The sequence below is a fragment of the Micromonospora sp. NPDC052213 genome (genome assembly GCF_040679695.1).
GTDB lineage: Bacteria > Actinomycetota > Actinomycetes > Mycobacteriales > Micromonosporaceae > Micromonospora.
Genome location: NZ_JBFAVI010000163.1, coordinates 1 through 16,004 on the forward strand (window position 1 = coordinate 1; position 16,004 = coordinate 16,004).

Consider the following 16,004-nt stretch of genomic DNA (forward strand, 5'->3'; position numbering starts at 1 on the left):
GCGGGCTTGGTGTCGGTGGTGGGGGCGGCGTGGGCGGCGGTGACGGGGCCGGCGATGGCGCCGCCGGTGAAGGCGAGGCCGGCAGCGGTCAGGGCGGCCTTACGGATCAGATCGGTACGCATGATGAAGCACCTTTCGATCGGGGGTACGCGGCACACACCAGAAAGGGGGCGGGTGTGCCACGGAAAGGAAAGGTCACGCCAGAAAGAGAGGGGGTGCGCCCTGCGTTCGGGGGGTGGGGCGCGGTCCCGGGGGATGTAACCGGCCGGGCGGGCCACACATTCCGGCGGCCACCGCTCCAGCAATCCCGGGGGATGTAACGACGCGGGTCCGGCCGGCATTCCGGCCGTCGCCCCGGCCCGTGGGATCGGCTCGGGGGTCACGCGCTCACGATGGTTACAACGCCCCGACCCCCCGGCCCATGCCCGCCGGGGCGGTGGCCCCCGCCACCGCAATCCACCACCAACCGGACACGGCACCCCACACCGCGCCCGGAAGCTCTCGCCGAACCGGACACACACCCCAAGCAGGCGCTCACCCGACAGCCGGGCATCGCTGGCCCAGGGCATCTGTGGCGGCGATGCCCGGCGCGGCAGGGCGGGACAGCGCGGTCGCCCGGGCCGGGTCGCCCGACGCCCACACGGAGCCCATGACGCCCGCCCTCGGCAGGCCGGCGGCGATCGGTCCGGGCCGGCAGGCCGGCGGCGATCGGTCCGGTCCGGCCGCGCGGCGGGGCCGGCGTCGCTCGGCGGCGCGGGGTCAGTCCCCGGTGGCCGCGTGGCGGCGCAGCAGCGCGATCGCCTCGTCGACGAAGCCACGCTCGGTGAGCAGCGTGAGCAGCAGCGGCAGGGGGCGCCAGTCGTCGGCCTCGACCGCCCGCCGCAGCAGCGCGATCGCCTCGTCGTGCCGGCCCCGGGCGGCCAGCAGGGCGGCCAACTCGTCGCGGGCCCTCGGGTCGCCCTGGTCGGCGGCGATCCGCCAGTACCGTTCGGCCTCGTCGGCGCGCCCCTCCCCGGCGAGCAGCGCGGCGAGCCGGGCGGCGGCGTGCCAGTCGCCGTGCTCGGCGCGGGCCCGCAGCTCCTCCGTCCGCCCCCGGTCGGCCAGCAGGTCGACCAGGACGCTGCCTGCTCCGCTCGCGCCGGCCCGGTCGAGGTCACGCAGGTAGCCGGTCGGATCGGGCACAGCCGCCAGGCCCGATGACTCCTCGCCGAAGAATCGGCTGCCGCCGAACTCCCGCCGGAGCTGGTCGTCGAGGTCGTCGGCGAGCTCGACCATGGCCCGTACGGCCAGCAGCAGGTGGGTGGGCACGAAGTCCTGCCCGAAGACGGGCACGGACGCCCATACCGTGTCCCCGGTGCAGTAGACGCGGCCGACGACGAGACCGTTGGTCAGGTCGGAGAGTCGCCGGTACAGCGACTCGGTCGGCTGGACCCCGGTGAGCAGCGGCGAGAACACGTCGACCAGCGGCGGGTCGTCCTGCGCCCGTACGAAGATCATGGCGGAGCCGACGCGGATGCCGACGTCGCCGTCGGCGTCGACCCGCAACTGGTCGGCGGTGACGCCCAGGATGCCGGCCAGCACCTCCTTGACCCGCTGGGTCAGCTTCCCCCCGTGGTCGGGTTCCCCGACGGGCTCTGGGGCGTGACCGGCCGCTCGGGCGGCCAGGGGCCGCGCGGCGAGCGCGGCGGCCAGCCTGGTGCGGGTCGGCACGGGAACGGCCGTGGCCGTGGCGGCGGGCCGGGCCGACAGCGCGGAGACGAACCTGCCCAGCAGGCTCTCACGCGGCGTCATCGTGCTCGCCGTTCGGTCCGCCACGTGTGTCGTCGGACGGCTGCTCCGTCACCCGGACCTGGTCGAACATCTTGGCGATCACGAGCGGCGCCGCCACCCCGAAGGTGAAGCTGGCGAAGGCGGTGGTGGCCAGGCCACCCGCCCCGGCCGCGGCGGCGAGCCCGGTGCCGGCCACGGTCCGGAGCAGCACCGCGAACACGACGATCGGGGCGTCCCGCCGGTCCCGCCACGGCCACTGCCACCGCCCCCCGGACTCGGTGGTCGGGCGCATCATCCCGGACAGGTTGAGCGCCTCGGCCACCGCGCTGCCGACCAGCCCCCACATCGCGGCCATCCATAGAGACACATCCCTACCGTACTGACCGCCGCACGCGGCGGTCGCACCAGCCCTCGGCTCTCCCGGCGACCACGGTGACGCCACCGTCGACGGTAGAGCCTCCGGGCAATGCGCGCCTGCCGCACGCAACCCCGGCCCACCTGCGGGTACCCCTGATGACGCCCGGTCGGGAGATTTCGACCGGGCGTCGTCGTCTCGCCGTGGGCGACGGCTCGTATCCTTTCGGCGAACCTCTGGTGGGCTTTCGAGGATGAAAGGACACGGCGTGAGTAACCAGGCCGAGACGTTGGAGTTCCAGGCCGAGGCGCGTCAGCTGCTCCAGCTGATGGTCCACTCGATCTACTCGAACAAGGACGTCTTCCTGCGCGAACTGATCTCGAACGCCTCGGACGCGCTGGACAAGCTGCGCCTGGCGTCGATGGTCGACAAGGACCTGGAGGTCGACACCTCCGACCTGCACATCGAGATCGAGGTCGACAAGGCGGCGCGCACGCTGACCGTCCGGGACAACGGCATCGGCATGTCCCGCGACGAGGTGGTCCAGGTGATCGGCACGATCGCCAAGTCGGGCACGGCGGAGCTGCTGCGCAAGCTGCGCGAGTCCGCCGACGCCGGGGCACGGCAGGAGCTGATCGGCCAGTTCGGGGTCGGCTTCTACGCGGCGTTCATGGTCGCCGACCGGGTGGAGCTGGTGACCCGGCGGGCGGGGGAGACCGGCGGCACCCGCTGGGAGTCGGCCGGCGAGGGCACCTACTCCGTCGAGGCGGTCGACGAGGTGCCGCAGGGCACCGCGGTGACCCTGCACCTCAAGGCGGCGGACGCCGAGGACAACCTGCACGACTACACCGCCGAGTGGACGATCCGGGAGATCGTCAAGCGGTACTCCGACTTCATCGCCTGGCCGATCCGGATGACCGTCGAGCGCCCGGGCGAGGGCGACGCGACCACGACCGAGACCCAGACGCTCAACTCGATGAAGGCGCTCTGGGCCCGGCCCCGCGACGAGGTCGACGAGGCCGAGTACAAGGAGTTCTACAAGCACGTCAGCCACGACTGGGCCGACCCGCTGGACATCGTGCACATGAAGGGCGAGGGCACCTTCGAGTACGAGGCGCTGCTGTTCATCCCCTCCCACGCCCCGCTGGACCTGTTCGCCCCGCAGGGTCGCCGCGGCGTGCAGCTCTACGTCAAGCGCGTCTTCATCATGGACGACTGCGAAGCGCTCATGCCGAACTACCTGCGCTTCGTCAAGGGGGTGGTGGACGCGCACGACCTGTCGCTGAACATCTCCCGGGAGATCCTCCAGCAGGACCGGCAGATCCAGGTGGTCCGCCGTCGGCTGGTCAAGAAGATCCTGTCCACCGTCAGGGACATGAAGGCCAACCACGCCGAGCGCTACCGGACCTTCTGGACCGAGTTCGGCGCGGCGGTCAAGGAGGGCCTGATCGACGACACGGAGAACCGGGACACCCTCCTGGAGATCCTCTCGGTCGTCTCGACCCACGACCCGGCCGAGCCGACCGAGCTCGCCGGCTACGTCAGCCGGATGAAGGACGGGCAGGCCGACATCTACTACGCCACCGGTGAGTCCCGCTCGATGATCGAGAACTCGCCGCACATGGAGGCGTTCCGCGCCAAGGGCTACGAGGTGCTGCTGCTCACCGACCCGGTCGACGAGGTGTGGGTCGAGCGCGTCGGCCAGTACGACGGCCGGACCCTGCGCTCGATCGCCAAGGGCCAGGTCGACCTGGACACCGAGGAGGAGAAGAAGGAGGCCGAGGCCGAGCGCGAGCAGCAGCGCAAGGACTTCGCCGACCTGCTCACCTGGATGGGTGCCACCCTCGCCGACTCCGTCAAGGAGGTCCGCCTCTCCTCCCGGCTGACCACCTCGCCCGCCTGCGTCGTCGGTGACGCCCACGACATCACCCCGACGCTGGAGAAGATGTACCGGGCGATGGGGCACGAGGTGCCGGCGGTCAAGCGGATCCTGGAGCTGAACCCGGGGCACCCGCTCGTCACCGGCCTGCGCAAGGCCCACGAGGAGGGCGGCACCGAGGAGTCGCTGAAGGAGACCGCCGAGCTGCTGTACGGCATGGCGCTGCTCGCCGAGGGTGGGGAGCTGGCCGACCCGTCCCGGTTCACCCGCATCCTCGCCGACCGCCTCGCCCGTACCCTGTAGCGCTGTTCCGGCCGGTCGGCGGGCAGACACCCCCGCCGACCGGCCATACTCGCGGCCGTGATCGAACAGACCTCGCCCAATCGTCCCGGCCCGGCGTCCGCGCTGCGGTTCGTCACCGAACTGATCGCCTGGGTGGCGACGCCGTGGGCGCTCGCCTCGCACTCGGTGGTCCTGGCGGTCGCCTCGGTGGTCGTCCTCGTGGGGCTGCCGACGGTCTTCGCCACCCCCGGGGACAGGCCACGGGTGCTGGTTCCGGTGCCCGGCATCGTCACCATCGCGCTGGTCGTGCTGCAACTGGTCGCCGCCGGCGTGTCGGCCTGGTTCGCGTGGCCGCGAGGCGTGGCCGTCGCCACGACGGCGCTGGTGCTGCTGACCGTGGTCGCGGAGCTGCCCCGCTGGCGGTGGCTGGCGCACGCGCGATGACGGCCAGCCGCCCGGCGTCCCCGGATGACGGCCGGGGGCTGACCCGCCTCACCGGCCCGGGCGTGGAAACCGCGCGGGCTGGGTATCACCGCCGGCCATGAGCACGAGTACCGCGGCGGACGCCGCGCCGGCGGCCCTCGGCACGGTCGCGGTCGTCGCCCACCGCAGGAAGACCCTCGGCGGCGGCCTCGACGCGCTACGCGCGGAGCTGGCCGGCGCCGGGGTCGAGAACCTGATCTGGTGCGAGGTGCCGAAGAGCCGCAAGGCGCCGAAGAAGGTCCGTAAGGCGCTGAAGAAGGGCGCCGAGCTGGTCTTCGTGTGGGGCGGCGACGGCATGGTGCAGCGCTGCGCCGACGCCCTCGCCGGCTCGGGCGCCGCCATGGCGATCCTGCCCGCGGGCACCGCCAACCTCTTCGCCGCCAACCTCGGCATCCCCGAGGACCTCTCCGAGGCCGTCCGGATCGGCCTGCGCGGCCCGCGCCGCGCCCTGGACCTCGGCAGACTCAACGGCGAACACTTCGCCGTGATGGCCGGCGCCGGCTTCGACGGCGACCTCATCCGCGACGCCGACCGCACGCTCAAGGGCAGGTTCGGCCGCCTCGCGTACATGTGGACGGGGCTGCGGCACGTCCGGGGCGAACTGGTCCGCACCCGGATCACCGTCGACGGCGCCGAGTGGTTCGACGGCGAGGCGAGCTGCGTGCTGTTCGGCAACGTCGGCACCATCACCGGCGGCATCCCCGCCTTCGACGACGCCCGCCCCGACGACGGCTGCCTGGAGGTTGGCGTGTCCACCGCCGACGGCGCGGTGGACTGGGCGCGCACCCTCGGCCGGATGGCCGCCGGCCGCTCGGCGGAGTCGCCGTTCGTACGCGTCACGCGGGGCCGCAGGGTCAGGGTCCGCCTCGGGGCGCCGCGCAGGTACGAACTTGACGGCGGCGCCCGCAAGGAGGTCACCAGGCTCAAGGTGCGGGTCGTCCCCGGTGCGCTGACGGTCTGCTGCCCCGAACCCGTCTCCTGACCGGCGCCTCAAGCAGGTGCTGGCACGGTGTAACGCCCACACGACCTGCGACGCTGCCGACTTTCGTCATTCTGAATGAAAGTAGTGTCAGCAGCGACGAAAGGTCTGGACACGCTGACGGCAAGTCAGTAGTGTCGGGACACATCAATATGTTTCATCGAGATGAACCGGCGGCGCGGTGACTCTCGACCGTGGTCCCAGGCGGCGCAACACGCCCGGCGGCCACGGGTAAGGCCAGGGATGGCACCCCGGGTCGGCGCTCCAAGACAGCGCCCCGGTGCGGAAACGCTCCGTGGCTTGACCGATGCCCATCCCTTCTCACTCACATCCCGTCACCCCGACGTGGCAGCTGTCTGACGCGCGCGCGAACCGGCTCGGCGCTGGCATCAGGCAGACCCCGTTCACCCAGGACGACCGTGACAGCTGGTCACGGCCGAGGACCTCGTGCGGCCAGGGAGGGGCCGCACAGGCTGCCGACACGAAGAAGCCGTCGATCTGATGAAGGGTTCGTACGGGCATGTGACGACGCTCGACCTGGATCCGCGGACAGGTGTGCCCCTGCCGCCCCTGGGCAGCTCCCGAAGCCTCGGGACGCGGCAGCGCTGACCACTCATGACATCGGCCGGCCGACGCACGCTGCGCCGGTGTCCCTCTCGGACCGTGAAAGAGGAATCATGAACGGGTACTCACCGCCCGGTCGGCTCTCCGTGGGCCGGCTCCGGCATTCGATTGCGGCAGTCGCCACGGCGGTCCTGCTGCTGGTGACCGCCGGACTGGTGGCGGCTCCGGCGAACGCGCGCCCGGTCGACGCGGACCGCGCACGGACAGTCGACGCGAGCGGGCCGCCCCGGCAGCTACAGGCCCAGGTGCTGACCTGGACCGCCGGCGACAACTTCCTCTCGTACCTCTCCGCGCCCACCACCGCCGTCGCCGGGCCGGCGACGCTCGTGTTCGAGAACAGCGCCGCGACCGGCAACACCACCGGCATGCAGCACACCCTGACGTTCGACACCACCAACCCGGCGTACAACAGCGACGTCGACGTGAACATCCTGGCCGACCCGACGGACGCCAACGGGGGCCGGTGGACGGTCGACGTGGTGCTCTCGCCCGGCACGTACCGCTACTTCTGCGCCATCCCGGGCCACGGCGGGATGACCGGGCTCCTGGTCGTCACCGGTGGCGGCTCGGACACCACGCCGCCGACCGCGTCGGCCGCGGTGTCGGGCGAGCGGAACGACACCGGCGCCTACCTGGGGTCGGCGACGGTGACGCTGTCCGCGACCGACGAGGGCTCCGGCGTCGACCGGGTCGAGTACTCCCTGGACGGCGGCGCGTACGGCACCTACTCGGCGCCGGTGACGGTCAACCAGCCGGGGCAGCACACGGTGACGTACCGGGCCACCGACAAGGCGGGCAACACCTCGACCCCGCAGTCGGTGTCGTTCACGGTGGTGGAGGCGCCGAAGCCGGACACGACCCCACCGACCGCGACGGCCGCGGTCACCGGGCAGCGCGACGACAACGGCGCGTACGTGGGCTCGGCGACGGTGACGTTGTCGGCCGCGGACACCGAGTCGGGTGTCGACCGGATCGAGTACTCCCTGGACGGCGGCGCGTACGGCACCTACTCGGCGCCGGTGACGGTCAACCAACCGGGGCAGCACACGGTGACGTACCGGGCCACGGACAAGGCGGGGAACACCTCCGCGGCACAGTCGGTCGCCTTCACGGTGGTGGAACCGCCGAAGCCGGACACCACCCCGCCGACCGCGACGGCCGCACTCACCGGGGAGCGCGACGACAACGGCGCGTACGTGGGCTCGGCGACGGTGACGCTGTCGGCCACCGACACGGAGTCGGGCGTCGACCGGATCGAGTACTCCCTCGACGGGCAGCCGTACGCCACCTACACCGCGCCGGTCGCGGTGACCCAGCCCGGCCAGCACACGCTGAGCTACCGGGCGACGGACAAGGCCGGCAACACCTCGGCCGCGCAGTCGGTGTCGTTCACCGTGGTGCGACCGCCGGAGCCGGACACGACCCCGCCGACCGCGACGGCCGCGGTCACCGGGCAGCGCGACGACAACGGCGCCTACGTCGGCAGCGCCACCGTGACGCTGTCGGCCACGGACACCGAGTCGGGTGTCGACCGGATCGAGTACTCCCTGGACGGGGGCGCCTACGCCGGCTACTCCGCGCCGGTGACGGTCAACCAGCCGGGGCAGCACACGCTGAGCTACCGGGCGACGGACAAGGCGGGCAACACCTCGGCCGCGCAGTCGGTGTCGTTCACCGTGGTGCAGCCGCCCGCCCCGGACACCACGCCACCCACGGCGACCGCCACGGTGAGCGGCCAGCGGGACAGCGCCGGGGCGTACGTCGGCGCCGCCACGGTCACCATCTCGGCCACGGACGCCGGCACCGGGGTGGACCGGATCGAGTACTCCCTCGACGGGCAGCCCTACGCCGCCTACTCGGCGCCGGTCACCGTCAACCAGGTCGGCCAGCACACGGTCAGCTACCGGGCCACCGACAAGGCCGGCAACACCTCGGCCGCCCAGTCGGTGTCGTTCACCGTGGTCGACCCGCCGGCGCCGGACACCACCCCGCCGACCGTCACGGCGGCGCTCTCCGGCCAGCTCGACGACCACGGCGCCTACCTCGGCAGCGCCACCGTCATCCTCACCGCCGCCGACGCCGGCTCGGGCGTGGACCGGATCGAGTACTCCCTCGACGGGCAGCCGTACGCCCGCTACTCGGCGCCGGTCACCGTGAACCAGCCCGGCGGGCACACGGTCAGCTACCGGGCCACCGACAAGGCCGGCAACACCTCGGGCACCGCGTCGGTCACCTTCACCGTGGTCGCCAGCGGCCCCGGCGCCTGCCCGGTGCCGGACACCCGGCCGACGGTGTGGCTCGGCACGGTGGACAGCGGCGTGCCGAACCGGGTGGTCGCCGACGGCTGCACGATCAACAACGCCATCCACGACGAGAAGGCGTGGCCCCACCACGGCCAGTTCGTCAAGCACGTCACGGACGTCGCGGAGCACCTGCACCACCTCGGCCTGATCGACCACAAGGAACACGGTCGCCTGGTGAGCGCCGCCGCCCGCTCCGGCGTCGGCAAGCCGGACGGGAAGAACGGCTACCAGCCGCTGCTGGACGCCTCGGCGGCGTCGTTCGGCCGGTGGGAGCACGTCGGCGCGGGCGGCTTCACCCGCAACGCCGACGGCTCGATCACCAGCCGGGCCGTCCCCGGCCTCGGCATGCTCTGGCTACCCACCGCCGAGTACGGCGACTTCTCGCTGAAGCTGCAGTGGCGCGACGACGCCCCCGGCGCCGGCCGCGCCAACAGCGGGGTCTTCGTCCGCTTCCCCGACGTGCACGGCCACGCCCAGGAGTCCCGCCCCGAGTGGGTGGCCATCAAGTACGGCCACGAGCTGCAGATCCACGACCGGCCCGACGGCGACCAGTACAAGAGCGGATCGGTGTACGGCTTCGACCGGGTCGACCTGGCCGGCGCGAAGGTGGCCCCGAAGGGCACCTGGAACGACTACGAGATCCGGGTGGTGGGCCAGCACTACTCCGTCTTCCGCAACGGCGAACTGATCAACGAGTACGTGAACACCCCGGACGCGGTGTTCAGCCCGCCCCGGGCCGACGACCCGGGCGGCGCCGGCCGCCAGCACGCCCGCGGATACATCGGACTGCAGAACCACGGCACCGCCGACGTCGTGAGCTTCCGCAACGTGCGGATCGCGCCGCTCTCCGCGTGCTGCCCCGGCGGCGCGCCCTCCTCTGCCAACCCGAGCAGCTGCTGCTGACGATCGAAGGGAACAACCATGGCGAAGAACAGGATCGACCGTCGGGCGTTACTGCGCGGCCTCGCCGGCTCCACCGTCGCGGTCGGCGCGGCCAGCCTCGCCGGAGCGCTTCCCGCCACGGCGTCCGGCGACGCCTCGAACGGCCACCTGGTGCCGCGCGGGCACCTGGGCATCCAGCTCTACAGCGTCCGGGACAAGGTCACGCAGTTCGGCTTCGCGGCCGTCTTCGAGGAGCTGTCCCGCATCGGCTACCGGGAGGTGGAGTTCGCCGGCTACACCCAGGGCAACGTCGGCCCGATCACGCCGGCGCAGATCCGCCAGCTGCTCGACGACAACGGGCTGAAGGCGGCCGGCAGCCACCGCGGGCTCGGCGACTTCCGGAACAACCTGGAGTGGGAACTGGACGTCGCCGAGACCCTCGGCATGCCGGCCCTCGGCACCGCGCAGGCGCCCACCGGCAACCGCACCGTCGCCGGGTACCAGGCCGCCGCCGCCGAGTTCAACGCGTGGGGCGCCGCCGCCGCGGCCCGGGGGATCAAGCTCTACCAGCACAACCACACCATCGAGTTCAGCTTCGCCGTCGACCGGCCCGACGTGCGGCTGTACGACCTGTTCCTGGAGCTGACCGATCCCCGGTACGTGTTCCTGGAGATGGACATCCTGTGGGCGTACGGCGGTGCCCGCAAGTACCCGGGGTTCCGGCCGGTCGACTACGTCAACGCGCATCCGCACCGGTTCCCGCTGTTCCACGTCAAGGACGGCGTCCCGCTGCCCGACCCGCAGCAGGGCAACTCCTACCTGGACGTCGAGTTCGGCGCCGGGGTCATCCCGTTCGCCGAGTTCTTCACCGAGCTCGACGGGGGCGGCCGGTTCACGTACCTGTGGGAGCAGGACACCGGGCCGAACGCCCAGCCCAACCCGCCGGGCTCCCTCGGCGCCGCCGAGCGCAGCTACCAGCGCATCGTCGACCTGCGGGGTGACCGGTGAGCGCCTGGCGTCTCGTCGAGGACCCCCCACCGCCCGGGGACGGCGGCGCGCCCGAGCACGACCGTGCCGGCAAGCGCCGCGGACCGAGCACCCGCCGGCTGCTGGTGGTGGCGGCCACCGTCCTGCTGACCCTGGTCGGCGCCGGCGGCCTGGCCGCCGCCCGCTCCGGGGCGTTCTTCGCCGAACGGCCGGAAGGCTGCGCCAGGCCGGACCGCAGCATGCAGCTGTACGCGGTGGAGCTGCCCAAGGACGGCACCCAGATCCGGCTCGGCTACGGCCTCACCCCGCAGACGGCCTCCTACCCGGGCCCGACGATCGAGATGACCGAGGGGGAATGCGTCGCCATCACCCTGCACAACCTGGTGCCGGCGGCCACCCTGACGCAGCTGCGTACCGACCCGGCGCATCCGCTGGGCGTCTCGCTGCACGTGCACGGGGTCAAGTACACCCAGCTCTCCGACGGCACCGTGCAGAGCGGCTCCTTCGTCCCGCCCGGCGAGTCGCGCACGTACACCTGGTTCGCCCAGCAGCGGAACAGGAAGACCGGTTCGCCGGGCACGGCCGGCTACTGGTGGTACCACGACCACGTGGTGGGCGGTCCGCACGGCACCCAGGGCCTCGGCGCGGGGCTCTTCGGCGGGCTGGTGGTCCGGCGACCCGGCGACCCGAAACCGGATCGCACCTACACGGTGGTCTTCGGCGATCGGCAGAGCATCAACCTGCGCCGCGGCGCGGCCGCCGACACCTGCGACGCGCAGAACCCGCAGCCGGGGCCGACCTGCCTGGTCGCCCGCAAGGGGGAGAAGGTCGAGTTCATCGTCGTCGGCATCGGCAACGACATGCACACCTTCCACCTGCACGGCCACTCCTGGGCGGACACCCGGACCGGCCTGGTGGACAACGGACAGCCGTTCGCCGACGGCATCCCGATCATCGACAACAAGCCGCTCGGCCCCGGCGACTCGTTCGGGTTCCAGGTGACGGCCAGTGACTCGGTCGGACCGGGGCACTGGATGCTGCACTGCCACATGCAGTTCCACTCCGACGGCGGCATGTCGACCATGCTGCACGTCCTGGACGAGGACGGGGCGATGCCTCCGGGCCACGGCCACCACTCCCACCCGGCGAACGCCACCGGCACCACCGCCGACGCCGGGCAGCACCAGCACAACTGACCGCCGACGGCCACCGCGCCGCTGGCGAGGGGCGCCAGCCGCCGGTCCGTCCGGAGCTGCACGGACCGGCGGTCACCCCGGACCGCGTCACCGCCGTGGCCCGCCGGCATCTCCTGACCGCACCGTCTCCTGCTCGACCCGCTCGGACAACGCACCTCCGCCACACCTCACCCGTGAAGGAGTCGAAATGGCCCAACAACGCCGTTTCCGGCTGTCCCGATGGGGCGGACGTCGGCCCGTCGACGTCACAGCCTCCCGACCACCGGTCACCCGCCGGGCCCTCCGACGCACGAGCGCCCTCGCCGCGAGCGCCGTGCTGACGCTCGGCCTGCTGGCCCTGCCCGCGCACGCCGCCGGCCCGACGCCCGTGCAGGCGGCACCCGCCGAGGCCGCTGCCGCGGTGAAGCTGCTGGTCTTCCACGGTCCGGTGGACCAGCAGGACGACCCGGTCACCAAGGCTGTCGACGCGATCCGGGACCTGGGCGCGGAGCACGGCTTCGCCGTCGACGCGTCCGCCGACCCGGGGGTGTTCACCTTCGGCAACCTGGCCCGGTACCGGAGCGTGGTGTTCCTGTCCGCCAACGGGGTCACCCTCGACGACGCCCAGGAGGCCGCGTTCCAGGCGTACATCAAGGGCGGCGGCGGTTTCCTCGGCGTGCACGACGCGGCCCGCGCCCAACCCACCTCCGCCTGGTTCACCGGCCTGATCGGCACCCGCCCGGCCGCCGGCCTGCCGAACGCCGAGAAGCCCGTCTCCGCCTCGGCGAGCGCGGAGAACCCGCCGAACGAGACCGCCGCGAAGGCGATCGACGGGTCGACCGGGACCAAGTGGCTGACCTTCAACCCGACCGGCTGGCTGGCGGTGAAGCTGGCGAAGCCGGTGGTGGTGAGCCGCTACGCGCTGACCTCCGCCAACGACTTCCCCGGCCGGGACCCGAAGAACTGGACCCTGCAGGGCTCCGAGGACGGGACCACCTGGACGGACCTGGACACCCGCAGCAACGAGACGTTCCCGCAGCGGTTCCAGACTCGGCAGTTCAGCTTCACCAACAGCAAGGCCTACCAGCACTACCGGCTCAACGTCACCGCCAACAGCGGGGAACCGCTGATCCAGCTCGCCGAGCTGTGGCTGATCGGCCCCGACGCCGGCCCGCCGCCGGACAGCACGGTGCAGCAGGCCGTGGTCGACCTCACCGACCGGCAGCACCCGGCCAACCAGGGCCTGCCGCTGACCTGGAAGCGTTCCGACCAGTGGATCAACTGGGACCCGAGCCCGACCGGCCGGGTGCACACCGTCGCGCAGGTCGAGGAGGGCACCTACAACCCGGGCCTGAGCGGCAACGGTCCCTTCCACCCGATCTCCTGGTGCCAGGACTACGACGGCGGCCGGTCCTTCTACACCGGCATGGGGCGTACCGAGGCCAGCTACACCACCGACAAGCAGTTCCGCAGCCACCTGCTCGGCGCGATCAGGTGGACCGCCGGGCTGGTCCGCGGCGACTGCCAGGCGACCGTCGCCTCGAACTACCGGATCGAGCGGCTGACCGCCACCAACCAGCCGGGCCAGCTCGACCAGATCGGCGAGCCGCACGGCCTGACCATCGCGCCCGACGGCACGGTGTTCTACGTCGGCAAGGCGGCCTGCCCGTCCGGGCCGGTCGTCAGCTGGGACGACCCCAAGGTCGGCCTCGGCTGCGGGACCATCCACCAGTGGGACCCGAAGACCAAGCAGGTCAAGCTCCTCACCACCCTCGCCGTGATGGGCAACCGGGGCAGCGGCAGCGAACTGGTGAAGAACGAGGAGGGCCTGGTCGGCATCACCCTCGACCCGCAGTTCGCGCAGAACCGCTGGATCTACGTCTACTGGATGCCGCACGAGTCGATCGACCGGGTCAAGCGGATCGGCCAGCGGACGGTGTCCCGGTTCACCTACGACGCCGCGAAGCAGACCATCGACCAGGGCACCCGCAAGGACCTGCTGCGCTGGGACACGCAGATCCACAGCTGCTGCCACGCGGGCGGTGGCATGACCTTCGACGAGAGCGGCAACCTCTACATCGGTACCGGCGACAGCAACTCGTCCGGCGGCTCCAGCGGCTACTCCGGCAACAACTGGACCCAGGAGTACCAGGGCGTGTCGTTCCAGGACGCCCGGCGTACCTCCGGCAACACCAACGACCTCAACGGCAAGATCCTGCGGATCCACCCGGAGCCGGACGGCACCTACACCATCCCCGACGGCAACCTGTTCACCGGCAAGGAGGAGGGCGGCGGCAAGACCCGCCCGGAGATCTACGTGATGGGTGTCCGCAACATCGCGCGGATCGCCTGGGACCCGGTCAACGACTGGCTGACCGCCGCGTGGGTCGGCCCGGACGCCGGTGGCCCCAACCCGGAGCTCGGACCGGCGAAGTACGAGACGGCGACGATCATCACCTCCGCCGGCAACCAGGGCTGGCCGTACTGCATGGGCAACCGGCAGCCCTACCGGGACCGCAGCAACACCGACGCCAACGTGCTCGCCGGCTGGTACGACTGCGACAACCTGAAGAACACCTCGCCGCGCAACACCGGGCTGGTCGACATCCCGCCGGCGCGGGACAACATGATCTGGTACTCGCCGCAGGGCGGTGGCCCGGTCTACCCGAAGCGCACCGACGGCAGCGGCCTGCCGACCTACCAGGTCGGGCAGGAGACGTTCACCCAGCCGTACCTCAAGGGCGGCGGCCAGGCGATCATGGACGGCCCCACCTACCAGCGGGAGAAGGTCGACGTCGACAGCGGCGTGGCCTGGCCGGCGTACTGGGACAACAAGTGGTTCATCGGTGACCAGTCCAACGCCAACAACCGCGTCGCGGTGACCGTCGACCCGGCGAACGTGCCGAAGCAGGGACCCCCGGCCTTCGCCGAGGACCTGCGCAGCATCATCCGCTCGGGCAGCGGCGGCACCCAGCTCCAGTCCTGGATGGACGCCAAGTTCGGCCCGGACGGCGCGCTCTACCTGCTGGACTACGCCGGCGGGTTCTTCAGCCTGCACCCGAACCAGAAGCTGATCCGGATCGCCTACCAGGGCGGCCCGGCCACGCCGAACCCGAACCACGCCACCGCGCGGGCCGTCGCGCAGAGCAACCCGAAGACCATCGCCTTCTCCAGCGCGAAGGCCGGCGGCGTGGCCTGGGAGTGGAACTTCGGTGACGGCAGCGCGCCGTCGCGCGAGGCCGACCCCACCCACACGTACGCGAAGTTCGGCACCTACCAGGCGACGGTGAAGGTGACCTACGCCGACGGCGAGGTGGCCACCGGCACGATCGAGGTGGTCGTCGGCTGCGCCGCACCGGACACCCGCAGGACCGTGCGGATGCTCGACACCGACACCGGGGTGACCAACCACGAGGTGGGCGGCGACTGCACGGTCAACGACCTGATCGACGACGAGCGCATGTGGACCGACCACGGCCAGTTCGTGAGCCACGTCGCCGCTGTGGTGGGCGACCTGCGCAAGGCCGGCGTCCTCGACAGCCGCGAGGCGTCCGCGCTGCAGAAGGCCGCCGCCCAGTCGCCGATCGGCAAGGCCCCCGGCTACCAGCCGATCTTCGACGGCTCGGCGGGCTCGCTCGCCGACTGGCGGCAGGCGCCCGGCGGGTCGTTCACGCTCCAGCCGGACGGCTCGATCCGCAGCTCGGGCGGGCTCGGCATGCTCTGGTACGCCAAGCAGGAGTTCGCGGACTTCTCCCTGCGGCTGCAGTTCCGGGACGTCTCCACCGGCAACACGTACGCCAACAGCGGCGCCTTCGTCCGGTTCCCGGATCCCAGAATCCCGCTCGACCAGCGACCGGCCGGCAGCTGCGGGACGGTCGGGTCGGCCCGTAGTTCCCAGGCATGGGTGGCCATCTACTGCGGCCACGAGATCCAGATCTACGACGGCCCCACCGGCGAGCCGCAGAAGACCGGGTCGATCTACAACTTCGACCCGATCGGGCTGGACCAGGCCGGGGTGACCCCGAAGGGCCAGTGGAACGACTACGAGATCCGGGTGGTCGGGCAGCACTACACGATCACCCGAAACGGCGTCGTGATCAACAAGTTCGACAACACGCCGGGCAAGGCCTCGTCCCGCCAGGGCGACCCGCCCACGGACCTGCGCCAGTTCCTGAGCGGATACGTCGGGTTGCAGAACCACGGCAACAGCGACCTGATCGAGATCCGCAACGTGCGGGTGCGGGAGCTGTAGCAGCCAGGCGCCGGGTGCGGAGGTGATCCTCCG

9 protein-coding genes are annotated in these 16,004 nt (G+C 71.9%); 7 read left to right on the forward strand and 2 right to left on the reverse strand.

Annotation, left to right across the window (positions count from 1 at the left end; genetic code table 11):
• Nucleotides 1-759: 759 nt before the first annotated feature.
• Both AB0L34_RS27475 and AB0L34_RS27480 read right to left on the reverse strand, forming a co-directional pair.
• A complete protein-coding gene (locus AB0L34_RS27475) occupies nt 760-1,791 on the reverse strand; it encodes a hypothetical protein (RefSeq protein WP_363707831.1) in 1,032 nt (343 codons plus the stop codon).
• Nucleotides 1,778-2,137, reverse strand: a complete 360-nt coding sequence (locus tag AB0L34_RS27480) for a hypothetical protein (RefSeq protein WP_357464195.1) — start codon at nt 2,135-2,137, stop codon at nt 1,778-1,780. Before AB0L34_RS27480 ends, AB0L34_RS27475 begins: the two co-directional genes overlap by 14 nt.
• A 241-nt stretch (nt 2,138-2,378) precedes the next feature.
• On the opposite strand from AB0L34_RS27480, the gene htpG reads away from it, so the two are divergent.
• The 7 genes from htpG (at nt 2,379) to AB0L34_RS27515 (ending at nt 15,971) form a co-directional block, all read left to right on the forward strand.
• Nucleotides 2,379-4,307: a molecular chaperone HtpG gene (htpG, locus tag AB0L34_RS27485; protein WP_363707833.1), complete on the forward strand. Its 1,929-nt coding sequence runs from the start codon at nt 2,379-2,381 to the stop codon at nt 4,305-4,307.
• Nucleotides 4,308-4,364: 57 nt separating this feature from the next.
• On the forward strand, nt 4,365-4,730 hold the full coding sequence (locus tag AB0L34_RS27490; RefSeq protein WP_363707835.1) for a hypothetical protein: 366 nt from the start codon (nt 4,365-4,367) through the stop codon (nt 4,728-4,730).
• Between the two features lie 97 nt (nt 4,731-4,827).
• Nucleotides 4,828-5,751 (forward strand): diacylglycerol kinase family protein, encoded by a 924-nt coding sequence (locus AB0L34_RS27495; RefSeq protein ID WP_363707837.1) that lies wholly within the window; start codon nt 4,828-4,830, stop codon nt 5,749-5,751.
• Between the two features lie 674 nt (nt 5,752-6,425).
• Nucleotides 6,426-9,578 carry a family 16 glycoside hydrolase gene (locus AB0L34_RS27500; protein ID WP_363707839.1) on the forward strand — a complete coding sequence of 1,051 codons (3,153 nt, stop codon included), beginning with the start codon at nt 6,426-6,428 and terminating at the stop codon, nt 9,576-9,578.
• Between the two features lie 18 nt (nt 9,579-9,596).
• On the forward strand, nt 9,597-10,565 hold the full coding sequence (locus AB0L34_RS27505; protein ID WP_363707841.1) for a sugar phosphate isomerase/epimerase: 969 nt from the start codon (nt 9,597-9,599) through the stop codon (nt 10,563-10,565).
• Entirely contained in the window at nt 10,562-11,740 is a 1,179-nt protein-coding gene (locus AB0L34_RS27510; RefSeq protein WP_363707843.1) for a multicopper oxidase domain-containing protein, read from the forward strand. The genes AB0L34_RS27505 and AB0L34_RS27510 overlap by 4 nt, the downstream gene beginning before the upstream one ends.
• 187 nt (nt 11,741-11,927) lie before the next feature.
• Nucleotides 11,928-15,971 (forward strand): ThuA domain-containing protein, encoded by a 4,044-nt coding sequence (locus tag AB0L34_RS27515; RefSeq protein WP_363707845.1) that lies wholly within the window; start codon nt 11,928-11,930, stop codon nt 15,969-15,971.
• The last annotated feature ends 33 nt before the right edge of the window (nt 15,972-16,004 follow it).

Excerpts from the sequence above, each read along its gene's own strand:
- AB0L34_RS27505 (WP_363707841.1), top strand. The coding sequence starts at position 9,597 with ATGGCGAAGAACAGGATCGACCGTCGGGCGTTACTGCGCGGCCTCGCC.
- AB0L34_RS27495 (WP_363707837.1), top strand. The coding sequence starts at position 4,828 with ATGAGCACGAGTACCGCGGCGGACGCCGCGCCGGCGGCCCTCGGCACG.
- AB0L34_RS27515 (WP_363707845.1), top strand. The coding sequence starts at position 11,928 with ATGGCCCAACAACGCCGTTTCCGGCTGTCCCGATGGGGCGGACGTCGG.
- AB0L34_RS27475 (WP_363707831.1), bottom strand. The coding sequence starts at position 1,791 with ATGACGCCGCGTGAGAGCCTGCTGGGCAGGTTCGTCTCCGCGCTGTCG.
- AB0L34_RS27500 (WP_363707839.1), top strand. The coding sequence starts at position 6,426 with ATGAACGGGTACTCACCGCCCGGTCGGCTCTCCGTGGGCCGGCTCCGG.
- htpG (WP_363707833.1), top strand. The coding sequence starts at position 2,379 with ATGAAAGGACACGGCGTGAGTAACCAGGCCGAGACGTTGGAGTTCCAG.